Origin of the sequence: Paenibacillus sp. BK720 (assembly GCF_011761545.1) — a bacterium.
GTDB lineage: Bacteria > Bacillota > Bacilli > Paenibacillales > Paenibacillaceae > Pristimantibacillus.
In genome coordinates this window covers 332,222-358,109 of sequence record NZ_JAASRQ010000001.1, presented here as the reverse complement: position 1 = coordinate 358,109, position 25,888 = coordinate 332,222, and the positions used below count along the sequence as shown (strand labels likewise).

The 25,888-nt window shown below is 51.7% G+C and carries 21 protein-coding genes; 3 read left to right on the top strand and 18 right to left on the bottom strand.

All coding sequences use genetic code 11. The annotated features are described in order from the left end of the window. Window positions 1-8: 8 nt before the first annotated feature. On the top strand, window positions 9-437 hold the full coding sequence (locus tag FHT67_RS01560) for an NUDIX hydrolase (RefSeq protein ID WP_167195036.1): 429 nt from the start codon (window positions 9-11) through the stop codon (window positions 435-437). Between the two features lie 77 nt (window positions 438-514). Here FHT67_RS01560 and FHT67_RS01555 read toward each other — a convergent pair whose 3' ends face one another. Further along, a complete protein-coding gene (locus FHT67_RS01555; protein WP_167195033.1) occupies window positions 515-1,492 on the bottom strand; it encodes an aldo/keto reductase in 978 nt (325 codons plus the stop codon). Between the two features lie 262 nt (window positions 1,493-1,754). Here FHT67_RS01555 and FHT67_RS01550 point away from each other — a divergent pair, with 262 nt between their 5' ends. Next, a complete protein-coding gene (locus FHT67_RS01550; RefSeq protein WP_167195030.1) occupies window positions 1,755-2,159 on the top strand; it encodes a hypothetical protein in 405 nt (134 codons plus the stop codon). 78 nt (window positions 2,160-2,237) lie between these two features. Here the strand turns inward: FHT67_RS01550 and rarD are convergent, their stop codons facing one another. Then, complete coding sequence (gene rarD, locus FHT67_RS01545; RefSeq protein ID WP_167195027.1) at window positions 2,238-3,116, bottom strand: EamA family transporter RarD; 879 nt, start codon at window positions 3,114-3,116, stop codon at window positions 2,238-2,240. A 255-nt stretch (window positions 3,117-3,371) separates the two neighbouring features. Here rarD and FHT67_RS01540 point away from each other — a divergent pair, with 255 nt between their 5' ends. Continuing rightward, complete coding sequence (locus FHT67_RS01540) at window positions 3,372-4,067, top strand: hypothetical protein (protein WP_167195024.1); 696 nt, start codon at window positions 3,372-3,374, stop codon at window positions 4,065-4,067. A 69-nt stretch (window positions 4,068-4,136) separates the two neighbouring features. Here the strand turns inward: FHT67_RS01540 and FHT67_RS01535 are convergent, their stop codons facing one another. From FHT67_RS01535 to FHT67_RS01460, 16 genes are all read right to left on the bottom strand, one after another. Beyond that, complete coding sequence (locus tag FHT67_RS01535; protein ID WP_167195021.1) at window positions 4,137-4,487, bottom strand: hypothetical protein; 351 nt, start codon at window positions 4,485-4,487, stop codon at window positions 4,137-4,139. Between the two features lie 33 nt (window positions 4,488-4,520). After that, on the bottom strand, window positions 4,521-4,685 hold the full coding sequence (locus FHT67_RS01530; RefSeq protein ID WP_165930554.1) for a hypothetical protein: 165 nt from the start codon (window positions 4,683-4,685) through the stop codon (window positions 4,521-4,523). Between the two features lie 366 nt (window positions 4,686-5,051). Next, the gene (locus tag FHT67_RS01525; RefSeq protein ID WP_132303319.1) at window positions 5,052-5,594 is read right to left on the bottom strand and encodes an NAD(P)H-dependent oxidoreductase; all 543 of its coding nucleotides are present in this window, start codon (window positions 5,592-5,594) and stop codon (window positions 5,052-5,054) included. Between the two features lie 223 nt (window positions 5,595-5,817). Next, window positions 5,818-7,425, bottom strand: a complete 1,608-nt coding sequence (locus FHT67_RS01520) for a glycoside hydrolase family 3 protein (protein WP_167195018.1) — start codon at window positions 7,423-7,425, stop codon at window positions 5,818-5,820. A 25-nt stretch (window positions 7,426-7,450) separates the two neighbouring features. Continuing rightward, entirely contained in the window at window positions 7,451-9,073 is a 1,623-nt protein-coding gene (locus tag FHT67_RS01515) for a response regulator transcription factor (RefSeq protein WP_132303317.1), read from the bottom strand. Beyond that, window positions 9,070-10,890, bottom strand: a complete 1,821-nt coding sequence (locus tag FHT67_RS01510) for a cache domain-containing sensor histidine kinase (RefSeq protein ID WP_167195016.1) — start codon at window positions 10,888-10,890, stop codon at window positions 9,070-9,072. The genes FHT67_RS01515 and FHT67_RS01510 overlap by 4 nt, the downstream gene beginning before the upstream one ends. Before the next feature lie 29 nt (window positions 10,891-10,919). Further along, a complete protein-coding gene (locus FHT67_RS01505) occupies window positions 10,920-11,777 on the bottom strand; it encodes a carbohydrate ABC transporter permease (protein WP_132303315.1) in 858 nt (285 codons plus the stop codon). Next, window positions 11,777-12,658: a carbohydrate ABC transporter permease gene (locus FHT67_RS01500; protein WP_132303314.1), complete on the bottom strand. Its 882-nt coding sequence runs from the start codon at window positions 12,656-12,658 to the stop codon at window positions 11,777-11,779. Before FHT67_RS01500 ends, FHT67_RS01505 begins: the two co-directional genes overlap by 1 nt. 298 nt (window positions 12,659-12,956) lie before the next feature. After that, window positions 12,957-14,333: an extracellular solute-binding protein gene (locus FHT67_RS01495; RefSeq protein WP_132303313.1), complete on the bottom strand. Its 1,377-nt coding sequence runs from the start codon at window positions 14,331-14,333 to the stop codon at window positions 12,957-12,959. Window positions 14,334-14,718: 385 nt separating this feature from the next. Beyond that, window positions 14,719-17,616: a DEAD/DEAH box helicase gene (locus tag FHT67_RS01490; RefSeq protein ID WP_167195013.1), complete on the bottom strand. Its 2,898-nt coding sequence runs from the start codon at window positions 17,614-17,616 to the stop codon at window positions 14,719-14,721. Then, window positions 17,613-19,199 carry an SWIM zinc finger family protein gene (locus FHT67_RS01485; RefSeq protein WP_167195010.1) on the bottom strand — a complete coding sequence of 529 codons (1,587 nt, stop codon included), beginning with the start codon at window positions 19,197-19,199 and terminating at the stop codon, window positions 17,613-17,615. The genes FHT67_RS01490 and FHT67_RS01485 overlap by 4 nt, the downstream gene beginning before the upstream one ends. A gap of 134 nt (window positions 19,200-19,333) precedes the next feature. Further along, entirely contained in the window at window positions 19,334-21,058 is a 1,725-nt protein-coding gene (locus FHT67_RS01480; protein WP_243866857.1) for a sensor histidine kinase, read from the bottom strand. 121 nt (window positions 21,059-21,179) lie between these two features. Then, on the bottom strand, window positions 21,180-21,857 hold the full coding sequence (locus FHT67_RS01475; RefSeq protein WP_167195004.1) for a tetratricopeptide repeat protein: 678 nt from the start codon (window positions 21,855-21,857) through the stop codon (window positions 21,180-21,182). A 357-nt stretch (window positions 21,858-22,214) separates the two neighbouring features. Then, a complete protein-coding gene (locus FHT67_RS01470) occupies window positions 22,215-24,053 on the bottom strand; it encodes a beta-L-arabinofuranosidase domain-containing protein (RefSeq protein ID WP_167195001.1) in 1,839 nt (612 codons plus the stop codon). Between the two features lie 34 nt (window positions 24,054-24,087). Beyond that, window positions 24,088-24,918, bottom strand: coding sequence for a carbohydrate ABC transporter permease (locus tag FHT67_RS01465; RefSeq protein WP_132303307.1), 831 nt, complete (start codon window positions 24,916-24,918; stop codon window positions 24,088-24,090). Next, window positions 24,915-25,862, bottom strand: a complete 948-nt coding sequence (locus FHT67_RS01460; RefSeq protein ID WP_116393834.1) for a carbohydrate ABC transporter permease — start codon at window positions 25,860-25,862, stop codon at window positions 24,915-24,917. Before FHT67_RS01460 ends, FHT67_RS01465 begins: the two co-directional genes overlap by 4 nt. Window positions 25,863-25,888: the final 26 nt, after the last annotated feature.

The following is a 25,888-nucleotide window of genomic DNA, read 5'->3' as shown; positions in this document are numbered from 1 at the left end:
GAATCGATTTGTCGGACAAGCTGATGGGCGCGGCAGCGATTATTACGAATGCCGAAGGCAAGGTGCTGCTGGTCAAGCATAGTTATGGCAAGAACAATTGGGATCTGCCGGGAGGCAAATCGGAAGCAAACGAATCGGCGCAGCAGACAGCCGCTAGAGAAGTGGTCGAGGAAACCGGGCTGACGGTCGGGATTGGCGCATTAACGGGGATCTATTACGATCCGGCGTATGATATGCACCACTTTGTCTTCTTGGCGGATAGTCATGGCGAACAGCATCCCGTGCCAAGCTCTACGGAAATACTGGAATGCCGCTATTGCGATCCCGCCAATCTTCCGCGGCCTATCAGCGATTTTACGTGCAACCGAATTCTTCACGCGCTGGATCCAAACCATAAATCTCTCTTCCATACCATTGGCCCTAGGCAATGGATTTAAGACAACGCTCAGGCTAAAAAACAAAGCTCCTTCGCATCCAGCTCATGCTGGCACTAGAGGGAGCTTTATTTTGTTTCTTATTTTCCGCCAAGGGCTTGCCGGATGAGCTCAACTTCCTGCACGGTCAGGGGCTGGCCCGCTGCCAACGCGTTGGATTCCACTTGGCGGATATTTTTGAAGCCGGGAATGACGCATGCATTTGGAGATTGGGCCAGCGCAAATTGAATAGCTGCTCTAACCAAATCCTGCGTGCTTTCGCCAAAATGCTCTTTAAGAGGCTGAAGCTGTCTGCGAATCTCGTGCAAGCGTTCCTTGGAATAGGATTGATTCGTTGAACGGATATCGCCTTCTCCAAACTTTGGAGGGTGCTCCGGATCGAATTTATCCAGCAGCAAGCCTTGTGCAAGCGGTCCGAACAGGACCATGCCTAGGTTCTGCTCTTCCGCCCAGCGGAACAGATTGGTATTCTCCCGATCAAATTCATTGCCGAAGGCATTGTAATGGAACTGAAGCACATCCGGACGTGTTACCGGACATACCCGCATAAAATCGGCATAGCTGTAAGCCGATTGGCCAATCACGCGGACTTTGCCTTCCTTCTGAAGCTCGCGCATCGTATCGGCCGCTTCCTCCAGATAACGGTCATCCGGGCCAAAGTTCGTATTATGGAAATAATAGAGATCTACATGGTCCGTTCCGAGATTCGTAAGCGTCTGCTCCAGCTGGTGGCGGATATGAACCGGCTGCATGGCATTAGGAGCGGTTCCTCTGAACCATCCTACCTTGGAGGCTACAATGACGGAGTCGCGCGGAACATCCTTCAGGAACTGTCCGATGACCCGCTCCGAATGGCCGTCTCCATAAACATCGGCTGTATCCAAATGGTTAATGCCAAGCTCATGCGCCCTGCGCAAGCCCGCGAGAGACTCGTTATCATCATTGCCCGACCAGCCTACGGGTTCGCCATCCCGCCACGATGGACCGCCAATCGCCCAGCAGCCCAAGCTAATCTCGCTTACCTTCAATCCGGAACGTCCAAGTACACGGTATTCCATGACTATCACCTCTGAGTGAGAATAGGAACATTTGATATAACATATAATTCAATTCATTATAGCATTAGAAGTTTTTCGGAATAAGAAGTGAAAAATTATTTACTTAGTTACTCGAGGATACTGTGGGATTGCGACAAGATTGCGACATCGAGAGTTGGACGACCCGGTAGTGACTAAAAAAAGCCCTGCCTCACGAATAGTATGATATAAGTCTGAAATCAGCGCCTTATTAATTCTATCCCGTTGCTAGGAGGGAAAATGGATGACGATCCAACTCGCAAAAGGAATGAACCTCTCAACTCAAAGTAATTCCAATATAATTTCTATTATGGCCGAAATGATCGCAACAATGGAATATGACGCCAAACTCAAAAAAGAGATTCTTTTTAAAGTGGATGAAATCAGCATGGAGATATCCAGAAAAGATAAACTCTGTTATGACGTAGTGAATGCTACTCGCAATAACGGTGACTATTACAAAGCGATGAGGGTATGGAAACAATTTAGAAACGAAATAGAACAAGCCCTGGGAGAGTTGCATAAGCGTATTCAGAGGACAAGATACCCTGACGAGTGGAGCGAGACCTATGAGCTACTAAAGCGTAGAGCAGCTTTGCATGATGATGAGGTGGAAAGATTAGAGCGGCGGGAATTATTGAGCGGCTAGCCGGTTTTATAAATTAAAAAGGCCCTATCCACCCAGAAGGAGGAAGAGGGCCTTTGGCGTACCTGAGCGCTTGTGCGGTCAACCCGCCTTTGCAAGTCTACTGCTGCGTACGGATGACACGGCGTATACGACGAGCGATGTCCAGATGAGCGCGAAGCCGACGAGCAGCACTGGAGAGACCGACTCCTTGAACACGAATATGCTCAAAAACAACATGATCGTCGGCCCAATGTATTGCACGAATCCAAGTGAGGACAAGGACATCCGGGAGGCAGCCCTTGCAAAGAACAGCAGAGGCAGCGCCGTAACGACGCCTGACAGAAGCAGTTCGACGAACGTGGATGCGGGCAGAGTCCATGCCGTCGTCTTTCCCACGGCGGCCAGGTAGACCCAGTAGCCGAGCGCAACGGGCAGGACGACAGCCGTCTCCGACAGCAGACCTACTGATGCGTCCTGTACAATCTTCTTTTTCGCGAAGCCGTACAAGCCAAAAGACGCGGCGAGCGAGATCGCGACCCAAGGGAACCGCCCGTAATCGATGGCGATGATAAGCACCGCGGCGCCCGCGATGGCAATAGCGAGCCATTGGCCACGGTTTGGCTTCTCGCGAAGGAAGAGAACCGCCAGAAGCACATTCAGCAAAGGATTCAAATAATAGCCGAGACTTGTCTCTACGACATGGCCGTTGTTAACCGCCCAGATGAAGATGAGCCAATTCGCCGCGATCAGTAGTCCGCTGGCGGCGAGCTGCAGCAAGAGCGGGCGGCTAGCCGCAATCCGCTTCATATCGCCCCATCGGCGCTGGACGGCTACAAAAATCCCCATAAAGACGAATGACCACACAACCCGATGCGACAAAATCTCTCCTGCCGGCACATCGTTAAACAGCTTCCAATATAGCGGGAGAATTCCCCACATGATATACGCAATAATGGCATTGACCAAACCGTTGTTCATAACCAATTCCTCACTTCTTACTCCGATGTCTGAACGGATTATACACCTCGATCCGCGATTAAACAAAGGAAAAAATTGGTTATTTGGAAAGCGACCATGTTCTCGCCAGGCCGCCGTTGTATTTCTCTATTTAATAAATTTTTACATGAATAGAGATGATACGCAGGAAAGTAAAGCGAATGATCGAACTATTGTAAGACGTTTCATCCATTCGCGCGACCGAGCCTTTACTATTATAAGAAAAGAGTGAAGCAGTTGAATGCCTCTAAGAAGTTAATCATTAGCTTTTTTATAACCTTATTCGTGTTTACAACCGCGGCAAGCGCCTCGGGCAAACTGAAAGAAATTAAGGCTTATTTGGATCCGGATGTTTCCGTTGCGTTAAATGGGAAATTGGTTGTCAGCAAGCCAATTCTATATAACAATTCTACGTATGTTCCGCTTAGGGAAGTGGCGGCCGCATTCGATGCCCAGATTCTTTTTTCTGATAATAACAAGAAAGATATTTCTGTTGAACGAATCCCTGAACCAGCTGTCGAGGATCCTAATCCGGTTCCCTACCATGACGTACAGGTTACCTTTTACAGCGGATTCGGAAAACCTCAATTATTTCATAAAGGCATCGAATTTATCGTTGACTCGGTAAACAAAGAAACCGTCGAAGGCCAAGCTGCTGCTGTTTTAACGATTAGCGTGTTGAACAAATCCGAAAAGGAATTTAATTTCAAACCGAATGTGTATATAGAATTAGAGGACGCAACGGAAGAATTTGCTTTTAATAATCAGAGGTTTGAGATCGTGGGACCAGATTCGGTTCCGGCTAATCAAACAATTAAATATCAGATCATTTACCATGAACTGCCGAAATCAGCCGTTACCTATGTTTCAATCGTGCAGAACAGACTCCATGATTTGGTTTGGGTACCTTTAAAACCTATCGTACTCAAATAACTAAAATAGCTCTATACCGTATAAGCTAACAAGCCTCCCGTCGAGACGGAAGGCTTCTTTCGGTCTTTGTTAACGCTCGTAGCCGGGATATTCGTAATCGGTATTTTGCAGCTTATTAAGTATGTTCCTATCATGAATATGAGCCTTCGTCTCGTCCGTTCCCAATTTGTAGATTGCTTGATAGAGCTTGAGCAGATCACCGTTAAACTGATCCGTTGCTTTATCGTGATCGGCGGATTTATACGGAATCGGAGCTCTGAATTGGGTCGCTTCATCGTCCTTCTTTAGTCGCTCAAGCATTCGACGCAGCTCTTCGAGCTCCTCCGCTGTCCCCCGGATCTCAAGCTGTTCATTCATGGAAGCTTCCGCATCAAGACTTTTGTTGGATACGGAAACGTATAATGTTTTTTTAGAAGACATTCCAAGCCCTCCTTTTTCGATAAATGAATTCGTCTAATTTCGGTTTTTAAAACCGGCTTCCTCTAGGAGATGCGCCGGGTACTTCCTGTCCAGCATCAAAATAACGTGTTCAATGAGTCCCTCCTCCAGTACGGAAGCTGTCCTTTCCTTTAACCCTTCTAGTGTTTGTTTAATAAAATCCAATGATTGTTTGTTCATCGAAAATCCCCCCATATGATTAATAACGTATTCCAAACAAAATAAAACACTTGCTCCATGGACCGACAAAAAGGAGCAAGTGTTCAACAAGGCCTAGCTTTAGGCGGTATCAAAAGAATGAAACGACACGCTTGGTTCTTTTCATTCGCATCATGCAAAACGAATAAGGAATGATACGTTGAATGCTGCTTCTTTTCTAAACAAATAACCTCTAGAACGGAGTTTGAATCACTAGCTTACCGGCACTATATCGTTTCCAATGCTTTCTGTAGTCACTCTTTGACGGAGTTTTCCTCATAGGGATAAAGGGTTGAAGGAAACGTTAAACAACCCTTCATGACAAGTGAAGGGTTGTTTGCGCATTTTTTAGCTGTGGACCATTAAAGGCTTTACGCTTCGAATATGTTGAATATAATCGGTCTTGCTCTGAGCAAGTCGTTCATCCGTAAGATTCGAGGTGTCGTTTAATGAAAAATGAGGCAGGTATTCCGCGCTGATAAAACGAGCCGAAGCTTCAACCGGGCGCAATAGCTCTTGAAGCGTAAACCGATTAAACCCGCTGGCTTGGTAGGACTCTTCGGTACCATAGGTCGAGATTGCCACTCCGAATTCTTTCCCGGCTGTTTTACTGCCATCCGGTCCGTATGCCCAACCGTATTGCAATACGTCATCCATCCACTTTTTTAAAAGCGGAGGCATGTTGTACCAGTAAAATGGATATTGCAATATGATTCTGTCGTGGGATTCGATCAGTTTTTGTTCATTTGCAACATCTATTTTCCCATCGGGGTAGGTTGCGTACAGTTCATGGACTGTAATGTCTTTTTGTTTTTGCAATTCATCACGCCATGCCTTATTTACGCGCGAGTTCTCCATATTGGGATGAGTGACAATGACCAGTATTTTCATCGATGATCCTCCATTCAATATTCGAATCGAAAAACTGCATACCCGTTGAAAACACACGCTCAAGGTTTAAATCAGTGCATCTCATTCGTGCGGAATTCGGTTTTTAGGATACCCAAAACATCGTCTTATTACTTCATAACAAAAAACACGAAAAAGCCGTCTCAGACGGCATAAAAAACGCCCCTGATCGTCTGCCGCGACGAGATTCAGGGGCGGTTCCATTTTACAGCGGTATATTCCAGCCAAACGGGTATTGCGCGGATAGCTCAAGCGGCAGCGCGCCGGTAGGCTTCAGCTCGCCGGTCAGTACTTTAGCTGCCGATTCAAGGGCAAGCGGACGGCATTCGTACACGGCCAGATAAGCCTTAGCATCCGGATATACCTTCAGATCAAGCGGGTTGCGGACGGAAACCGCAACGGTGCGGTCGGCTGCCAGCTTAATGACCTGCCCGGCGATCTCGCGCTCAACCTTATGTTTGGTCGCATCATAGGTTACAACGACAATCTGTTCGAACGCATCCAGACCGGAAAGCGGATCGGATCCGCTCATGGAACGCTCCTCGACTTGATCAAGGCGGCCCTTCAGATAGTCCCCAAGCGTACCGTCTCCGGATAACATCTCATCGGCAACCGATACCGGCTTGATGTCCGGCCACAGCACAAGCGTACGGCCTTCCCTGCGAAGCGGAAGCAACGAGCCTTCATTCTTCACCAGGGTTGCAGAGGCTTCGCTCCACTTCCGGGCTGCCGCTTGGCTTGCGGAAGTCGCAAGCTTCGGCTCAACATCGTTCCATGCCAAGAGGGGTGCGTCGATCTCATAGTCTTGTTTCAGCCGCATTACTCTCGCGAGCGATTCGTTAATCCGCTCCTCGGATAGCTCGCCGCTCTCAACCGCAGCCACCACGGCCTCAAGCGCAGCTACCTGCTTTTCATGCGTATGGCTGACGAGAACCATGTCCGCTCCGGCTTGGATCGCCTGGACCGCGCCATTCGCCGGACCGTAAAATTTGTCGATGGCATCCATCTCGAGGCAATCGGTGACGATAACCCCATTGTAGCCAAGCTCCCCACGCAGTAACCCGGTTAGTACCGGCTGAGACAAAGTCGAAGGCTTCCCTGACGGATCGAGAGCCGGCAGGCAGACATGCGCCGTCATAATAGCCGCGGTGCCCGCCGCGATTGCCGCGCGAAACGGCGCAAGCTCAATCGCATCCAGCCGCTCCCGGCTATGAGGCAGCACGGGCAAATCATGATGGGAGTCTACCGAGGTATCGCCATGGCCCGGAAAATGCTTTACCGTTGCCGCTACCTTCGATGCCTGATAACCAAGCAGGGCAGCTTTCCCCAGCTCGCTTACGATTTGCGCCCGGTCTCCGTAAGAACGGACATTAATAACCGGATTATCCGGATTGTTATTAACGTCGAGACATGGCGCATAGTTCATCGTAACGCCTAACAAGCGAAGCTCTTCGCCGCATATGCGGGCAGTCTCGCCTGCTCCCTCAGCCGAACCCGTTGCTCCAAGCGCCATATTGCCGGGCATCAGCGTCACGCCTTCCACAATACGCGCCACCATGCCGCCTTCCTGATCAATCGCCACAAGCATGTTCGGCCTGCCCGCGCGATCGGCAATGCCCTTCAGCGAGCTGGATAGCTGATGAACCTGCTTCGCATTGCGCACATTACGTCCGAAGTAGATCGTTCCGCCGATGCCATACTTTTCAATTAACGAAGTAATCTCTTCCGTAGGTTCATAGCCGTGAAATCCGAATACAAACAGCTGTCCGACCTTCTCCCGCAGCGACCAGCCATTCCAATTATACTCTCCCATTACCGTCCCCTCTTTCCCCGCTAAACTAGCTTTCCCGCTCCTCCTGAACCTGCTGATGCCTGCTCCGGTAATCCGTCGGGTTCTCCCCGGTATATTTCATAAAGACCTTCGTAAAATACCGCCGCTCCGCATAACCCACTTCCTTGGCGATCTGCGCGATACTCTTCATCGTATCGGCGAGAAGCGACTTCGCCTTCTCCATCCGTTCTCGGGTTACGTATTCAATAAAGGTTTCGTTATAGGTTTGTTTGAATAGCAGGCTGAAATAAGAAGTGCTTAAACCGACATGAGTCGCCGCTTCCTCTACGCTCAAATCCCGGTACAGATTGCGGCCGAGAAACGCCTTGGCTTCCGCCATCGAGCGTTCGGACTGTTTTTTCTTGTCCGTCGATTTCTCGGCAACGGCCTTGGTCACCTGCAGGATGACCGACAGCAGATCCTTAATGCCAAACCTCCGGTCCAGCTTCAGCCATAATAGATCCTCCTGCTCGCGCGAAAAGATTCCCATTTCCTTCGTCTCGCGCATCAGGTTGAGCACAAAGAAGTGAAGCATCGGCTTAAAACGGCCAAGCGAGGTTTCGTTCATCATCTGCAGCTGGGCGGTCAGATGCTTGAGCTCCTCGTCAACAACCGACGTATCGCCGCGTTTGACTGCCCCTATGAGCTTCTCGGAAGTATCCCAGAAAGCCTGGTCCTCTCTCGAAGCACCTGCACAATCGTTCGGGTAGACGCAAATCTGTTCTTGTACCGGCGTAAGCTGCATGCCCTGCTGTACCATTTTATAAGCCTGCGACAATGCCTTGATATCCGCATAATCCCGGTAAATACCGGCATAGAGCGATAACTTGACGTGATTTTTCACCGCCGTGAGCAGCAGCTCCGTCCAGAGCGTAATCTGCTTCAAATTATAGGGTAGCGTCTTCTCGCATTCGATAAGCACGCACCATTCGCCGTCGCGGATTTGGATAACCGCATGATGAAGACCGTTCTGCTGAAGCCTCTCCCGCAGGACATTGCACACCGCGAAGTTCCACAGCTTCCGCTCCTTGTCCGACCATTCCCGCCAATCCTTCGTCCGCTCCGAGCTGACGTCGAGATCAAGCACGATCAGCACATACTTCTTATCCAGCTCCTGCTCTTCCCCGTTAAACAGCCAATTGCCGCTTGTTACTTCGGTGTAATCCATCAAAATATCATACAAAACCTTCTCGCTCGCTAGATCGATCATACGGCCAATCTTTTGCTGCTCCTCGCTTTGCTGCTTCTTCTTCTGGCGCTGATTAGCCATTACCCGGGCAATAACTCCCGTTAATTCGTCATAAGGAATAGGCTTTAAGACATAATCCTTTACGCCGTATTGAATAGCCGCCCGGGTATAGGCGAAATCCTGATAGCCGGACAGCATAATAATGTCGCTTTCCGTCCCTTTTTCCCGAATATGCCTAACAAGCTCCAGCCCGTCCATAACCGGCATCCGAATATCGCATAACACGAGGTCGAACGACTCCGATTCCAGGAGTTCAAGAGCCTCCATCCCGTTTTTCGCCGTTCCGCCAACGGTCAAACCAAGCATTTCCCAAGGAATAACCTTCTCGAGATTGCGGGTAATGTGCGGTTCATCGTCTACGAGCAATACTTTGCCGTTCATAATCGTTCACCTCTGTTTTTCGGAATGGTGCAGCGTATAACCGTGCCATATCCTTCCGCGCTGCAAATCCTTAATCCGTAAGATGGACCATAATGAATGCGAAGGCGATCCGCCACATTGCGGAGCCCTAGTCCCCGCCGTTCTCCAAGCTCTGCGGCATTGCGCCGTTTCCCGCTTGGCTGCTGCTGCTCCCGCTCGGAAAACTTTCTGAGCGTCTGCTCATTCATGCCATGTCCGTTATCGCTGACCGTAATGACAATCTGATGGGCTTCCACGGCGACCTCAATCGTGATGATTCCGGCCCCGTCTTCCAATCCCTCAAAGCCATGCTGAATGCTATTCTCAACAAGCGGCTGAAGCGTCAGCTTAAGAATCGAATAGTCAAACGCTTCTTCCGATACGTTTAATTCGTAAGTAAATAAATCCTCGAACCTGTACTTCTGGATTTCCAGGTAACTGCGTACATGCTCGATTTCCTGGCTGAGGAAAATCTCTTCGCTATGATGCATGCTTGTGCGCAGCAGGTTGCTGAGCCGCCGCACCATCATCATAATCTTCCCGCCTTCGTTCTGGGCGGCGAGCGCATTAATGGACTCCAGCGTATTAAACAGGAAATGCGGCTTGATCTGCGCCTGCATCAGCATCATCTCGGCATGCTGCTTGCGCTCTTGCTCCGTTCGCACCTCCGTGAGCAGATCGCCAATCCGCTGCACCATGCTGTTGAAGCTGTTGGCGAGCAGCACCGTCTCGTCCTTGCCCTGCGCGTTAACGCGGATATCGAGGAGGCCTTGCTCAACGAGACGCATTTTGCGAACGACCTTAATGATGCTCTTCGCGACCCGGTTCACAAAAAAGATATTAAACAGAATGGCCGACAGAAGGCATAGGATCGTAATCATCCCGATCCATTGAACGAAACGCTCGTTCTCGTTCGTCAACATATCCCATGATTTGACGGATACGAGCACCCAGCCGTTAAAGCCGAGATTATAGGAAGAGACTAGGCTGTCCTCCCCGTTAAAACGCAGTCTCGCGCTGGAATAATCGGCCGTGTTTTGCGGTAAAGCGCTGGAATATTCCGATATGTTGGTCCCTTCGAAATGCTTGCTGCTGTCCAGCATCACCAGTCCTTCGGAATTTACGATGACGTACCTGGAATTCGGGCCCTCCGCCTCCGGATTAAGGAAGGTATTCAGCATCGTGTAGACCTCTTCAGTCTTGTATTGCGTAATCATAAGGCCAAGATCCGCAAGCGTTTCGTAATCCTTGACAAGTCTGAGCTGGGTAAACAGCGGCGGCTCCACCCCCGTCAGCTCTTGATGCTCGTATGGGCCAATCCATTTCGGACGGCCTCCCAATTTAATCGTCTCATTATATAGGGGCTGGTCCTTTAACGCCTCGAAGGCAATCGGCCGGAACGTTGTCGGGTCATTGCGGAAGGCGCGAAACATCGTGCCATCCATCGCATACAGCACAACAAAGCTGACAGCCGGATGCTGGAACAGAATCCGTTTCATTTCCTTCTCGGATTGGTTAATCGCAATCAGGGTGCTGGCATCATCGCTGGAGTAATATTTCGTGTAATTCAGCGTGTCCTGCACCTCGGAGCTCGTTAAATTTCCGTCGGAGAGCTGATCAAGCTCCTTGAAGAAGTACTTGATATTCCCTCCGACAGCCTTGAGAGAGATCTCGGTCTGCTCGCTGTATTTTTTCTCCAGCACGGTTTCCGTATTGAGAAAAGACACGATGCCAAGCCCAATCATCGGAACCACAACCAGAAAAATAAAAGCAAGCATCAGTTTCGGTCTCAAGTTCATCTAGCGGGCCCCTTCCGGTTCGGTCATCCTCAGCCCTTCACGCTCCCCGCCGTCATGCCTTCGATAATCTGCTTCTGCAAGAAGAAGTACACGACAAGCACCGGAATAATGCTCATAATAACGGCAGCGGATAAAGCGGCAAAATTCGTGCGGTAGCCGTCATTAAAGCTGGCCATACCCGTCGGAAGCGTGCGAAGCGATTCGGATGTTATAAATAATTGGGATAAAATGTATTCATTCCAGTTGCCGATAAAATTAAGAATCGTTACCGTAACGAGCGCCGGCAGGGAGATTGGCAATACAACCTTGACGAACAAGCCGCCGGCCGTAAGCCCGTCCATAATTCCCGCCTCTTCCAGCTCGCTGGGAATAGATAACATAAATGCATAAATAATAAATACGGTAATAGGCAATGCATATGTGCAGTATACCAAAATAAGGCCAAAATGCGAATTGTATAAATGGATGCCGCCTAGGCTCATTTGCTGGATCAAACGGTACAGCGGAATGAACAGCGCCCCCGGCGGGACAAGCAATCCGAACAGGATAAACTGGTACACCGTTTTATTCATCCGGGAATATTTCATGCGGGACAAAGCAAAGGATGTCATTGCCGCAAAGAGCAGCGTTACAAGACAAGCGATGACCGTAACTTTCACGCTGTTTAAGGCGTAAAGTCCGATTTTGGCCGTCTCCCAGGCTTGCCGGTAGTTGTCAAAGTTGAAATGCTTCGGGAAGGCCCAGGTATTAACCGTAATCTCGCGGCTCGTCTTGAAGGAAGACAGGAGCAGCCATAAAAGCGGGAATAGCGTTGCGATAATGTACACGATCAAGGAAAAGTGAATCCAGAACTTCCCTCTGCGCAGGCCCGTAATCGCTGCATTCATTAGTACTGCACCTCCTCATGCTTCGTCAGTTTTTGCAGGATGCCCGTAAGCACGAGAATCAGAATAAACATCGTAACGCCAATCGCGCTGCCGTAACCAAGCTCCATCGAACGGAAGCCAACCTTCAGCATGTACGTGGACATAACCTCGGTCGACTGGAACGGACCGCCGTTCGTCATAATTTGAACGATATCAAGCACCTTCATCGTGCCGGATACCGTAAGCAGCAGCATAACGAACAACACGGGACGGATCAGCGGAAGCGTAATGAGCCAAGTCTCGTTCCAGCCGTTTATGCCGTCGATCTTCGAGGCTTCCACGATTTCCTTCGGAATGTTCAAGATAGCGGCCAGACATAGAACGATGAAGAAGCCGATATTCTGCCAAGCGTTAGCAAGCAAGATGGAGAGCATGGCAAGCTTGGGATCCGACAGCCATTCGCGCGCCCAGCTGTCCGGAGCGACAAGACGGATGAACTGGTTGATTAGACCCGAATCGTAGTTGTACAACACGCCAAACAATATAGCGACCGTTGCCGTCGAGATGACGACGGGAACAAACACGGCCGACTTGTAAAAGTCACGCATACGGCCAACCTTACTGATCAGAATCGAGATAAGGAAGACGAGCGGAATATTCACGATCAGGGAGAACGCCATAAAGTAGAAATTGTTAACAAGCGATTTCAGGAAAACATGGTCTTTCCACAGCCGGGTGAAATTGTCCAGGCCGATAAACACCTTTTGCGTTATGCCATCCCATTGAAAAAATCCGTAAACAAACGATACGATAACCGGATACACAAAAAACAAAGCGTACAATACAAGCGTTGGTAGAATGAACGCGATATAAGTATACGGATTTCTGAGAGCCTTGTTCATAACTTCGCCTCCTGCTTCCTTTGAAAAAACCACTATCGAAGCCATTCGAAGATGAGCGACCCCGATGAGAGGTGGGTTTCTGGTAAAAAAGCTAAGGTTCGCAGAAAACCTTAGCTTTTCCCTTCTTATTTCCCTTGCCTGTGAAGTTGTAAAGGACCCGCACTAGCGGAGCGGAAGTATCATTCTGGAGAAGCGTAGCGTTCGCTTTTGTCATCCGAATTTCATCCGCTATGCGGATTATAATGAAGAAATTCGGTGGCAATGGCGATTGGAAGAATGATTCTTTCGCGGAGCGGCCTTACTTCGCAGCATTCGCCTTATCTTGTGCGGCCTGAATATCCTTAGCAACCTTCTCAGGCTTGCTCACCTTGCCGATCAGCTCCTGCAGGCCTACGTTTACGACAGCGCCTACGGCAGGTTGAACGATAGCGTCATAAGCTTTCCAGGAAGTCGAAGCATTAGCCATAACCGTCAGCACTTCGGAGATCAGCGGATCCACGCCGGACAGGTCGGACAGCTTCATCGAAGGAAGGACCTTGTCTTCGAGCAGCGTGCGTTTTTGGATTTCTTCGCTGTAGAAGTTAGCGATAAATTTCTTAACCATGGCCACTTGATCTTCGTTCAGGTTAGCCGAGAAGCCGAAGCCGTTCGAATACGAAGCGTTGATCGACGTTTGGTCGCCTGCGCCGCCTGCGATGGACGGGAAGTTGAAGTAGCCGATTTGACCTTTCAGGTCTCCAGCCTCGTCGCCAGTGAAGCGGCTGGCATCCCACGTGCCCGTGAATACCATGGCTGCTTTGCCGGAGAGCAATTGCGCGCCTTGATCGGCATAAGCGAGACCGAGTGCGCCCTTCGTGAAGTAATCGCGGTTTACAAGATCCGCGTAGTCCGAGAAGCCTTTGATGAAGCCTTCGTCTGTCCATTTGGTTTCGCCGGTTACCAGCTTGTTGATCGCGTCGATCCCTACGTTGCGCTCCATAACGGTGTTCCAGAGCATGCCGTTAACCCAGCCGTCTTTTGCTGCCAGACCAAGCGGCGTGATGCCTGCTGCTTTGATTTTGTCAGCTGTTTCGAGCAGTTGATCCCAAGTCGTAGGAACGGATAGACCCAGATCGGAGAAGATTTTCTTGTTGTAGAAAATGCCTTCCGAATAGCCGCCGAACGGCAAGCCGTATACTTTACCGTCAACCGTGAACTCGTCAAGGCTGGCGAATTTATCTTTAATGCCAAGCTCTTCAATGATTGGCGTCAGGTCGAGCATGCGGCCTGCTTTTACATACAGGTTCAGGTCGGCGCCGCCGAATACTTCGAAGATATCGGGCGGATTGCCTGCCGTCATCTCCGCCTTCAGCTTCTGGTCGCGGTTGACAACCTCGTCGATGCCCTCCAGCTTGAAGGTCAGGCCAGGATTCTCATCCTGCGTTTTCTTCACAACATCCTCGAGAATTTTGAGGCGGTTTTTGCTCGTTTCTTTAATTTGCGTATGGCGCAGGGACAACGTTACGTTTTTCGCTTCCGGAGTAGGGGTTGCTTCCGTTGTAGCTGCCGGCTCTTGCGAAGCTTCTGTGCTTGCAGGAGCGTTATTGCCGCCGCTATTATTGTCCGATCCGCAGGCTGAAGCGACCATGGTGAATGCTGCAAGCAACGTGGCGGTGAGCAAAGTACTTTTTTTCATTTATAAAGACCTCCTCGATATGATCTTGCTTGTTTGCCTTGCACCTTAATTATAGATTCGATAATTCCTTGCTCGGGAGGTCGAAAAAAAGCAGGATGAGGGATACAATTCTATTATTTTTCGAAACAGGGATAAAAAAACACAGCTCCTCGGGTTACTATTACCGACAAGCTGTGTAATATTAAATTACTTATTACTTACGCATACCCTCAATGTGGGCTCGGATTGCCTTATAAAAGGCTCTCCATTCTTCATTTCCTTGCTCAGAACCTGACGTATCGGGCGCCGAGCGCCCCTGATCCGGCTCACCGGGCCCTGGGGAACCGGTGTGACGCTCGCTCATCGCTTTCGCCCACTTGTCCTTCTCTCCAGACATTTATCCCCCTCATCCCTTCAGCCAGTTTTTGCGAAGCGCGAACAGCTCCTTCAGCTCATCCGTGGACAGCTCGGTAATCCATTGCTCCGACTGTCCGACGACCTGCTCGTTCAGCTGCTGCTTGCGGTCAATCATCTCGTCGATTTTTTCCTCAAGCGTGCCTAGCGTAATAAATTTGTGAACCTGCACCTGCTTCGTCTGACCGATCCGGAAAGCACGGTCCGTCGCCTGATTCTCGACTGCCGGATTCCACCACCGGTCGAAATGGAAGACGTGATTGGCCGCCGTCAGGTTAAGACCGGTACCGCCGGCTTTAAGCGAGAGCACAAACGCGCAGCATGGCTCCTCCGGGTTCTGGAATTTCTCGATCATCTCGTCCCGCTTGGCCTTAGGCACCCCGCCGTGCAAATACGGAACCGGAAGCCCCAGCCGCTCCTCCAGAAGCTTCTTGAGCTGCTCCCCCATATCCACGAATTGAGTGAAGATCAGGCAGCGTTCGCCCTCGGAGGCAATCTCCTCCACCATCTCGAGCAACCGAGCGACCTTGTTCGAGCGGCTGTCGTCCCACCGCTGCTGGAGCTCGCGCTCTTCGCTGAGCATTGCCGGATGATCGCATAGCTGCTTCAGTCTCGTAAGCGAAGCCAGAATCAAGCCCCGGCGCTGCATCGGACCCAGCTTATCCAGCTTCTCGAGCAGATCGGCAACGATATTCTCGTAGATCGCCCCTTGCTCGGTCGTCAAGGTCAAATACGTTTTGGCTTCGTTCTTTTCCGGCAGCGACAGCTGAATCGCGGGATCCTTCTTCACCCTGCGCAGCATAAACGGCTTAACCCAACGCTGAAGGCCGCTAATGACCTGTTCGTCGCGGGTGCGTTCAATCGGAAGCACAACCGCCTTGCGGAACTCTCCCATGCTGCCCAGGTAACCCGGATTAATGAAATCGTAGATCGACCATAGCTCGGTCAGCCGGTTTTCCATCGGGGTACCGGTCAACGCAATCCGGTGATGAGCCGGCAGTGCGCGGATAGCCGCAGACTGCTTCGTGTATACGTTTTTTATATTTTGCGCTTCATCCAGACAGAGAGCATCCCACTCGATCTGATTAAGCTCTTCCTCGTCAATTTGGGCAAGAGAGTATGACGTGATGACGATATCCGCATCCGCGACCGCTTCTTGAAGCGCTTCGCCCTTCTCCCTTTTTGGGCCGTAATGCAAATACGCCGTAAGGGTCGGGGCGAACTTCTCAAGCTCCTTCTGCCAGTTGCCGATGACGGAAGTCGGACAAATAAGAAGAGAAGGTCCGAGACGGTTGTTTCCGTGCTCCTTCACATAGGATAGATAGGCCATGAACTGAATCGTCTTGCCAAGACCCATATCATCGGCAAGCACGCCGCCAAGACCAAATCTCCGGAGAAACAGCAGCCACGAGACCCCTTGCAGCTGATACGGACGGAGCGAACCCCGGAAGCTGCCCGGTATATCGACCAGAGGGATTTCCGCCGTATGCTGAAGCTGCTCGAGCCATCTCGTCAGATGATCGTTCAGCTCAACCTCCGCCCGCAGCGCAACCGAAGCATCCTCTCCGTCTTCCATAACGGTGCCGCCAAGCAAATGCATCTCCATCACGTCGCGGAACGACAGCCCTTTGCGTTTGCCGACCCGCTTGATCCAATCGCGAATCTGGGCGACATCCTGCGGATCGAGATGAACCCATTCGCCTCCGATATTCATGAGCCTCCGGTTCTCCTCGGCAAGCCGCATGAACTCGGACTCCGACAGATCGACATTGCCAAGCGCCATCTTCCAGTCAAACTGTACGATCTGGTCAAGACCAAACATCGGCTGCGCGTCCGAGCCAACCGACGATTTCATCTTAGCTTTCAGCCTTAAGCGGCGGGAGCGCACGGCCTCCCACCAGCTTGGCAAGAGCACCGGGCAGCCTGCCTCCAGCAGCTGCAGGCTCGCCTTCTCCATAAAGAACCAGGCATCGTTATCCGTCAGCTGACCTCGCAGCTTCTCCGGATCCGCTTCATCCTTCCAGTCCGGCAGGGCAGCAAGCCATTTGCCGTGCTCCTTTGCCAATCTCGCCTCCAAATGGGGCTCCCAATCAGCCGGCAGCGGTCCATCCTGAGGGAACAAAGCCTGCCATTGCCCGTTCGCCTGCGCAACCGGAATCCATGATCCGCCGTTTCGGTCCTGCAGCGCAGGCCGAAGCTGCCAGCTCGCGCCTTCCGCAGGCTCCGCGAGCTGCAGAGCCACCTTAAACGGCATCGTATCCTTATGAAGACCCAAAGCAATCAGCCAGTCCTCTTCATCGCCTGCCTTATGAAGAAGCACGGATTCCCCGCCTGCAGCCGCGGCAATTTTGCGCCAAGCCGCAGCGGCGTCGCCGTTTTGGGCTAAAATCTGTTCGACCGCTTCGCTTAACCACTGATCCGCACCGGTTATCCCGGTATCCGTTATAAGCCGCTGCCATTCCGCGGCAAAAGCAGCTTGTTCCGCAGGGATTTCCAGCCGCCACGCGCGCCGGTGCTCCGACCATCTGCCCCAGTCCGGCTGAAACCATCCCTCAAGCAGTGCCTCGCGGAGCTTGCCCGCCATGCGCATCAAATCCTGCAGCCGATCCGTCCATTCCACTTGCAGAAGCCGCACATGACGAGGCGAGGACAAGTAATCGACGGCAAGCAGGGGAGGAAGCTTAAGCGCCTTCCCGATTTCCGTATCGATCTCCTCAACCTCCGCGCCATACCAGGAAGCCTGATGCCAGGCAAAGAGCACCTGCTTCAGCCTTGCCGGACTATCCCCCCGGTCTGCCGCCGCGAGGATAATCGCACTGTCTTCCGCTTTGTCGCCTTGCTTCCAGTAACCGTCCACGAGTAACGTCCGAGCGCCGATGAATGATTTCATGTTACGATTTTTCCTTTCCACAGCTCTTCCTGAAACGCGCGAAGCCGTTGATACTTGCTTGCGATTCCTTCAATGTAACGCTCCCATTTATCCGCATGCTTATCGGCCTTGTATAGCCTCTCAAGCTTTTTCAGCTCTTTGACGGCAAGGCGGTAGCCCTGCCGGTTGCGCGACTGAATGGCCTCCTCAATCGACTGATGATAGATAGGAATCATGACGCCGGGAGCTGCCTTCGAAACTTCGCGAACATTCTGAATGCCAAGATCATCCGGCTTCATGCCGATCAACAGCTGAAGATCCGCCCATTCCTCGTACTTTTGCACCGCCAGCCAATGATCGGACAAATCCGCATAGGAATGCGGAAGAAGCTCAACCATATACCGGGTCCAGCGCGGCTCATCAGGCCGGTCCGTATCGGCTCTCCGGCATAAGGTCATAAAGGGTCCGATGGTTCTCGCATTTTTCACCTTGGAAATATGGTCGTACAGGAAGCTCATCCAATGGCCGATCAGCTCCCAGTCTCCTTCCTCAAGCCGCTGCGCGACGCAAGGGTAAATCACCTTCTGCGAGCGTTGGAAATCCGTCTTGCCGAAATGCGCCAGCGCCTCTTCGTCCTTGCGGCCGAAGAAACAGAGCATCGCCGCTGCCGTATGCACGAACGTCCTATTAACCGGCTCTTCCGAATCCCGGAGTTCTTCCTTCCTCATCGCATCCAGCTCATGCTCATACCAAGCGGCGTCCGAAGCCATCCGTTCGCATATGGCCAAATAGATATAGGTCCAGTCAAACAGCTGCTGTTCATTTTTCACGGCTCTGCTCTTCGCGTAACCGGCAACGTAATCCACCCAGCTGCGGTCATGGCCGGCAACCTCCGAAGGTTCCAGCTCAAGCGCCAGCGTATAATAATGCTCCACCCACGGCTCCGCCATGCGAAGAAACGACATTTCATGATAATAACGGCTGAACGTATCGACCGTCTTGATCGCCTGCTCCGCCTGGTCGAGCACAAACAGGATCACGCTCATCCAGTGCAGCCGCTGACTTTTTTTGTCCCAATGCTTCGTCGTCCCCTTAAGCGCGGACAGAACCGGCTGCAGGGCGTGAAGCGAATGACGGCAGCTTCGCCAGGTTTCGCCGTATTCGGCGTCCATCCACAATCCCCATTCTACCGGCGGCGCATTATCGGAAGGCTGTGCGTGACGGCCGCTAAACTTCGGCACGCTTACGGTAACCGTGCTGCGCTGCTGCTTCCCGTCGCCCCTAATCCGGTCGTAGGCCGCTTTGGCCGCAGCCTCGCCGTCAAGACTGTGGCAATAGGCGAAATAGACCGCCGCCATATGCTTGCAATAATCATTAAAAGGACAAGTGCATTTGCTGTATCTGAAATGGTCTGAATCAAGCAACACCGAGTAAACGTCGGACCCTTGCACGGCCCCGTATAACGTATCCGCGTCCGCCTGCTTGACGTTCAACACCTGGCCGCTCCGATAATAATCCCATCCGCGGCGAATGATCTCTTCGTTCAAATGCTGCCCCAGACTGTGTTCAAGCACTGTATGAAGCTTATCATCAAGACTTGCCAAGTTCGTTCACCTGCCCTCTTTCCGTTCACCTAGCATCTTATTAGTATACCACAAAAAATGCGCCCTCTGAAAAGCCAAAAGCAGCCCATTTCGCTTCGTTAAAAGCGAACGGGCTGCAAGCGAATAATATAGTATTAGTGCGGGATACGGATAAAGAAGGTAATTCGGTCCTCAACCTCGGCATGGATCTGCACGGTTCCTTTATACTGCTCGGTAATGGACTTGACGGTAAACAAGCCAAGTCCTTGATGAGCCTCGTTCTTGGTGGAGAAGCCGGCCTCAAAGAGCGGCTTTTCCGTAACCTCCCGAGCATTCGAGCAGGTATTTGTAATGCAGAACTCGATGAAGCCGTCAACCTGTTTTCCCGTCAGCTCAACCATGCGGCATTCCTCGGGATACTTCATGACCTCGTCAAAAGCGTTATCGATCAAATTGCCAAGCATCCGGTTCACATCCAGCGTCTTAATCCCCATCTCCAGACGGTTAAGCCCGCTGAAGGAGCAGGTAAAGGAGATCCGGTAGCTTTCCGCCTGCGAAATTTTCGAGCGGATCAACGCCGCAATCGCCGGATTCCCGATATTGATAATATCGTTCATCAGCCGGATCTCGCCGGTCAGCTCTTTCGTATACGCAACAAGCTCCCTCGATTTGTTCAGCTCCGCGAGGGAATGAATGGTCTGGACATGGTTCAGAAAGTCATGCCTCTGCGCCCGGATGGACTGGAACATGCTATTGATTTCGTCGACGTACGTCTGTTGCGTGACCACAACCACCTTCTCGCGCGTCTGCCGGAAATAACGCATCGCAAAGGCAGCGATCAAGAGGCTTATGCCCGTAACGAGGAATATAACGATTCCGATATTCAGAAACTGGCTGTCGAGCCTGTCCTGAATGACCTGGTAATCGGATACGAGAGAGAGCACGTAACCGTGAATCGGCGCCCCGTTCTCGTCGACCAGGCTAACTCCCGATCCCGTCGTGACCGGGATAAACATTTTGAGCACATGCTTGCCGTCGATATTTTCTTTAACCGAGAGGCTCTTGCCGGTCGCAAAAGCCTTCTTCACATAGTCGACGTCTTTGTCTCCCTTGTAACGGTAGGTTCCATAGAAGATATCCTTCTGCAGCAAATGCCCCTGGACTTCGCCCGCTTCGTTTACCGTATCGAAGGAGCTTTTGCCAAACGTCTTCGGATTAAATAACGTCGCTTCGAGCAAGGAATCGCTGCTTCCGATTGATTTGTCGATCAGCTCGTTAATGCCCGTCAGCTTCTCGTAATCGGCAAGCGTCGTATAGTTGACGTACGGATCAATAATATAATTAGTCGTTCCGTCGTAGTAATAGCCCCATTTGTAAATGCTGTCCGGATCCGTTGAAGCAACCTCGAACGGTCCGCTCCAGAAGTTCGGCAGCGTCTGGCCAAGCCAGTCGATATTGACCTCGTGCCGGTCGAACAGCTGATAGAAGGCGACATACCAGGGATCCCAGGTTTTCGTCCCTTTGCCCAGCTCGTTCTCATCCGAGGATTTGTACAGGATAATGTTGTCCTTGGTCCGCTTCATCAGCGTAATATGCTCGACGCCAAGCTTGGCGCTTAATTCCTTCAGCTGGTCGTTCGTCACCTTCTCGACGTCCGGATCAAGCGCGTATTGCGCCGCGATCGATACGACCCGGAGCTCCTTCCCGATCTGCTCCTGGAACTTCTCTGCCCCAAGCCTCGATTGCTCAACGGAAAATTCAATTTGCTTCGCAACAGCCCGCATCTCATGGTTTAGCGCATCTTCCAACGTTTTTTTCGTCAGAAAATAATAAGCGGCATTGCTCAGTAAAACGATGATAACGCTCAAGCTAATCGCCATGAGCCAGATATTGCGCGGCATATGATGCTCCTTTAAGCTCTCGTAATGTAATTCGATTATGGATGATTTTCACGGAAACAACAATATGGCAGGCGGCAAATCAAACAAGCAGTTCTTTCCATCATCCTCGGGTCTTCCGGATGTACAAACGGAGCGCCCACTTGCGCTCGACCCGCTTCTTGTAACGCGGCAGGGAACGGTAAATCCGAAGCCCTTCGGAAACGGCCTCCATCGCGTCTTCCTTGCGGCCCATCTGCTCGTAAATATCCGCGAGGCGGCAATAAGCTTCGCAGGAGGACGAATGAATCTCCTGAAAGGCTTCCATATAGGAGAGCGCCCTTTCCGGGTCCAGCTTGGAATAGTAGGCGGCCAGCCTCAAATAAGGAGCGCCGTATTTCACTCTCGGATTAAGCAGCAGCGCCTTGCTCATGGCGGCTTCGGCGGCTTCCGGTTGTCCGGTCTGCATCAGGCAAAGGCCAAGATCATCCCAATATTCGGCGGAATCGTCGAGCATACGCTCGAGCGGCTCAAGCAGATCCAGCGCTTCCCGGTATTTCTTCTTCTCGATCAGAATTCGGGCAATTTCCGCTTTGGCGGATGTATCGTTGGGAGATTGAACGACATGTTTCTTCAGCTTGCTTAAACGGGAGGACCGGCGAATCGGCTTTAAGAGGCTTGGGGACAGACCGATAAACCGGCGGTCTATGACATACACGATAACTAACAGCGCTATTATGGCGATAATCGGATTTCCGAACAGCCACGTAAAGAAAACAAATAACAGAAAGGGTTTTCCCATTGGACCCTCCTAAAAAGAATGATCACCCAAATCGGCTGGGTTTTCGTTATGCATAAACTTATTTTGCGTCATTTTGTGTCGATTTTCTTCGTATATGCACTTATTAAGGTATATTTTGGTGAAAGATGTGTTTATTAATAGTAGCATAACCCTATCATCTTGAGAAATAGATTTCATCGATAACCTTATCCCCGGAAAGCATGAAAGGCTTGTTACAGGATATTCCGCAAACCGTCCGATTACCATTAAAAATAGGCGGAGTGATGATTGTATCAACGAAAAAAAGAGCTGTCTATACAACCTTTTTGAAAGGCTGTACAAACAGCTCTTGCTTATCGCCTTAAAGCCTGGCTTAGGTTACCGGTACAGCCTGCGGTCTTCGGCTTCGCGCACCCACACCTGCATAAAGCCCGCTTCCCGGTTATCCCACGCATAATACGGGATCAGCTCGCATGAACGGCCATCCTCCGTCCTGCCGCGCAGCACCGTTACGCCGCCAAGCCGGTCGCCGGCATACTCGACAGCAAACGGCTCAGCCGCCTTAAACGCGAACTCGTCGTAGACAAGCTCCTCATTGCCGGATTGCTCGATGCAATACACGACCGGCCCGCGCTGGAAGGCGAGCCTTCCGCGATTAGCTTCCGCCTCTTCGCGTGAACGCACCGCGGTTACCGGCATATCCAGCTCCACCACAACCGTATCGCCAGGCAGCCAATGCCTTTTAAGCACTACATATCCGTTCTCTACCAATGCCTCTGCACCGGTTACCGCTTCGCCCTGCGCATAAACCCGGTAGCTTCTGCACCAGCCCGGCACGCGCAGACGGATAACGAACTCATCCGCTTGCTCCGGAGTCAGGGAAAGCTCTACCCGGCCATCCCAAGGATAAGCCGTTGATTGGGCAACCTTCACGCCGCTTCCGCCGGCAAGCCGAACGGTGGTCTCGCTGCTCAAATACTGGTTCACCGAAATGCCGTCTTCCGAAGCGGCATACGCGTATTGCCCGATCGACGGCAGGAATCGCGCAAGGTTGGTCGGGCAGCAGGAGGTATGGAACCATTCCACCCGGTGATGCTCTCCCTTGGAAGCAAGCGGATTCACATAGAAGAACCGGTCGCCGGACAGCGAAATGCCGGACAACGCGCCGTTAAACATCTCCCGTTCTACAAGGTCCGCATACTTGCCGTCGCCATGCAGCAGATTCATCCGGTGATTCCAGAAGGCCATCGCAATCGCAGCGCAGGTCTCGCAGTAAGCCGACTCGTTCGGCAGGTCGTAATCGTGCGTAAACCCTTCGTTATGGACGGAAGGGCCAATGCCGCCCGTTACGTACATATTCCGTTCAACCGTATGGGCCCATACGCGGTCGAGCGCTTCCATATAAGCGGGGTCGCCGGAAGCCAGTACGACGTCGGCCATCGCCGTATAGAGATACATCGCCCGTACGGCATGCCCTTTTACCTCCCGGATATCCCTTACAGGCACATCGTCCTGGCAATACGCCGGTCCCCAGTCTTCTTTGTCCCAGATCGCGCCAACGCCATGGCCGTGGCCGCGTTCCTCGAGAAGCCACAGCGCAAGCTTCCAGTACCGGTCCTCTCCCGTCGCGCCGTACAGCTTCACGAGCGCCAGCTCGATCTCTTCATGCCCTTCCGCCCAATGACGCTTGCCCGGACCGAACAGCGAATCGTAATGATCCGCCATGCGGCAGGCGACATCCAGCAGCCTGCGCTTGCCTGTCGCTTGATAGTAGGCTACGGCTGCTTCGATCAGATGGCCGCCATTGTACATTTCATGCTTTTCCATGTCGGTCCATTTAAGCTCCGGCGCTTCCAGGGTGTAGTAAGTGGACAAATAGCCGTCGCTCTCCTGAGCGGCTTCGATCAGCCCCGCGATCCGGTCAATCTCCGCCTCCAGCTTGGGATCGCGGTCGGTCATAAGCGAGTACGCCGCGCCTTCGAGCACCTTGTACACATCGGAATCATTGTAGTACATGCCCTCAAATTTGCCTTCCATCAATCCGCCGGCAACGGCGAAGTTCGCAATCCGCCCCGTCTTCTCGCATTGGTCCAGACAGACGCCCATCGTTACGTTTTTGAGAGTCTCAAGGCGCGGACGCCAGAAAGCGTCATTTATCTTCACTTCCGAGAACGGAACTCCGCGCCAGCCTTTAATCCGTTGGTTCGTAACGGTCACGTTGCTTCCTCCCTATTCGTTTGGTTAAGTTGGGTTAGCCTTTCAATCCGGTAAGCGTAATGCCTTCCAGGAAGAACCTTTGACCGATCAAAAAGACAAGCACGCAAGGCAATACCACCGCCGTTGAAGCGGCCATCAATAAATCCCATTGCGCGTTATAGCTGCCCTGGAACATCTGCAGGCCAAGCGCAAGCGTAAAACGGCTGTCGCTCTTCAAATAGATGAGCGGGCCCATGAAATCATTCCACGAAGCAAGGAACGTGAAGAGCGCAACCACGATAACGGCCGAACGGCTGAGCGGGAGCAGGATGCGCCAATAGATCTGGAAGTAATTCGCTCCGTCTACAAGCGCCGCCTCGTCGAAGTCCTGCGGGATCGACATGTAGAACTGGCGCAGCAGAAAGATATTGAACATGCCGCCGCCGAAATACGCGGGAACGATCAGCGGGTAGAACGTATCGTAGAAGCCAAGCTCCTTCCAGCCGATAAAGCTTGGAATAAGCGTTACCGCTCCCGGCAGCATCATCGAGGACATCAGGATGGCGAATACCGTGTCGCGTCCCTTCCACTTGATGCGGGAGAAGCCAAACGCGGCAATGGTGCTTGAGACGACCGTTCCGAGCAGAACCCCGGCTACGATAATGAGTGTATTTTTGAAGAAGGCCCCAAACGGCACGACAGTCAAGGCTTCCTTGAAGTTTTCAAAGTGAAAGGGCTTCGGTATCCATTGCGGCGGCATGATGAAAATTTGCGACAAATCCATCACCGAGCTGCGCAGCAGCCACAGAAACGGCACGATAAACATCGCGGAAACGATCAGCAGGGAGGTAAACCCGGCGGTAAGCTTCAGCCTGGACTCTCTCATTGTTTTTCCCCCTCATAATGCACCCAGGATTTCGAGGTCTTAAAGACAAACACCGTAAAGATCATAATAATGATGAACAATACCCACGCCAGCGCGGAGGCATAGCCCATTTCCGTATCGCGGAATGCGGTACGCCACAGATAGAAGACGAAGAACAAGCTTTTGTTGTTGGGTCCGCCTTGGGTCAGAATGTACGCTTCGCTGAACACCTGGAAGGAGCCGATAATCGTCATAATCGTATTGAAGAAGATCGTAGGCGTCAGCATCGGTACCGTGATGTGGCGCAGCTTGCTGTACCATCCGCCGCCGTCAACGTCAATCGCTTCATAGTAGGATTTCGGTATGCCCGACAGGCCGGCAAGGAAAATGATAACCGTACCGCCAATCCCCCATAACGTCGTGAGCACGATGGACGGGATAACGCTGCCCTCTCCGAACAGCCAGTTGCTTGTTGGCAGATGAAGCCAATCGAGCGCCATATTCAGCAGGCCCAGATCCGGGTTCATAAGCCACAGCCAGATCATCGAAGCGGCAACCGCCGGAACAATGCTCGGCAGGTAGATAATCGTCCGGAAAATCGCCCGGCCCTTCACGTTCATATTTAGCAGAATAGCCAAAAAGAAAGAGATAATGATAACCGCCGGCACGCGGAGAATAACGAAATAAAAGGTTGTGCCAAGCGACTTGTAGAACAAATCGTCTTCGCCGCTGAACAGCTTGACATAGTTGTCCAGACCGATAAAGCTGGTCGTGTCTTTAAAAACGTTGTAATCCGTTAAGCTCAAATATAAGCTGGCAATCATCGGCCCTAACGTATAGATGATGAAGCCGAGTATCGCCGGCGCTGTAAAGAGCAAGCCGTAGAACAGGGCCTTGCGCTCCCTTTTGCTGCTCTTTCTGGCAACCGTCTTGACGGACTTGCCCGTGTTTGCCGAAATCTCCATGCCTTAACCCTCCCTGTCTATGGCAG

Excerpts from the sequence above, each read along its gene's own strand:
- FHT67_RS01555 (WP_167195033.1), bottom strand. The coding sequence starts at position 1,492 with ATGGAATACCGTGTACTTGGACGTTCCGGATTGAAGGTAAGCGAGATT.
- FHT67_RS01550 (WP_167195030.1), top strand. The coding sequence starts at position 1,755 with ATGACGATCCAACTCGCAAAAGGAATGAACCTCTCAACTCAAAGTAAT.
- rarD (WP_167195027.1), bottom strand. The coding sequence starts at position 3,116 with ATGAACAACGGTTTGGTCAATGCCATTATTGCGTATATCATGTGGGGA.
- FHT67_RS01535 (WP_167195021.1), bottom strand. The coding sequence starts at position 4,487 with ATGTCTTCTAAAAAAACATTATACGTTTCCGTATCCAACAAAAGTCTT.
- FHT67_RS01530 (WP_165930554.1), bottom strand. The coding sequence starts at position 4,685 with ATGAACAAACAATCATTGGATTTTATTAAACAAACACTAGAAGGGTTA.
- FHT67_RS01525 (WP_132303319.1), bottom strand. The coding sequence starts at position 5,594 with ATGAAAATACTGGTCATTGTCACTCATCCCAATATGGAGAACTCGCGC.
- FHT67_RS01520 (WP_167195018.1), bottom strand. The coding sequence starts at position 7,425 with ATGGGAGAGTATAATTGGAATGGCTGGTCGCTGCGGGAGAAGGTCGGA.
- FHT67_RS01515 (WP_132303317.1), bottom strand. The coding sequence starts at position 9,073 with ATGAACGGCAAAGTATTGCTCGTAGACGATGAACCGCACATTACCCGC.
- FHT67_RS01510 (WP_167195016.1), bottom strand. The coding sequence starts at position 10,890 with ATGAACTTGAGACCGAAACTGATGCTTGCTTTTATTTTTCTGGTTGTG.
- FHT67_RS01505 (WP_132303315.1), bottom strand. The coding sequence starts at position 11,777 with ATGAATGCAGCGATTACGGGCCTGCGCAGAGGGAAGTTCTGGATTCAC.
- FHT67_RS01500 (WP_132303314.1), bottom strand. The coding sequence starts at position 12,658 with ATGAACAAGGCTCTCAGAAATCCGTATACTTATATCGCGTTCATTCTA.
- FHT67_RS01495 (WP_132303313.1), bottom strand. The coding sequence starts at position 14,333 with ATGAAAAAAAGTACTTTGCTCACCGCCACGTTGCTTGCAGCATTCACC.
- FHT67_RS01490 (WP_167195013.1), bottom strand. The coding sequence starts at position 17,616 with ATGAAATCATTCATCGGCGCTCGGACGTTACTCGTGGACGGTTACTGG.
- FHT67_RS01480 (WP_243866857.1), bottom strand. The coding sequence starts at position 21,058 with ATGGCGATTAGCTTGAGCGTTATCATCGTTTTACTGAGCAATGCCGCT.
- FHT67_RS01475 (WP_167195004.1), bottom strand. The coding sequence starts at position 21,857 with ATGGGAAAACCCTTTCTGTTATTTGTTTTCTTTACGTGGCTGTTCGGA.
- FHT67_RS01465 (WP_132303307.1), bottom strand. The coding sequence starts at position 24,918 with ATGAGAGAGTCCAGGCTGAAGCTTACCGCCGGGTTTACCTCCCTGCTG.
- FHT67_RS01460 (WP_116393834.1), bottom strand. The coding sequence starts at position 25,862 with ATGGAGATTTCGGCAAACACGGGCAAGTCCGTCAAGACGGTTGCCAGA.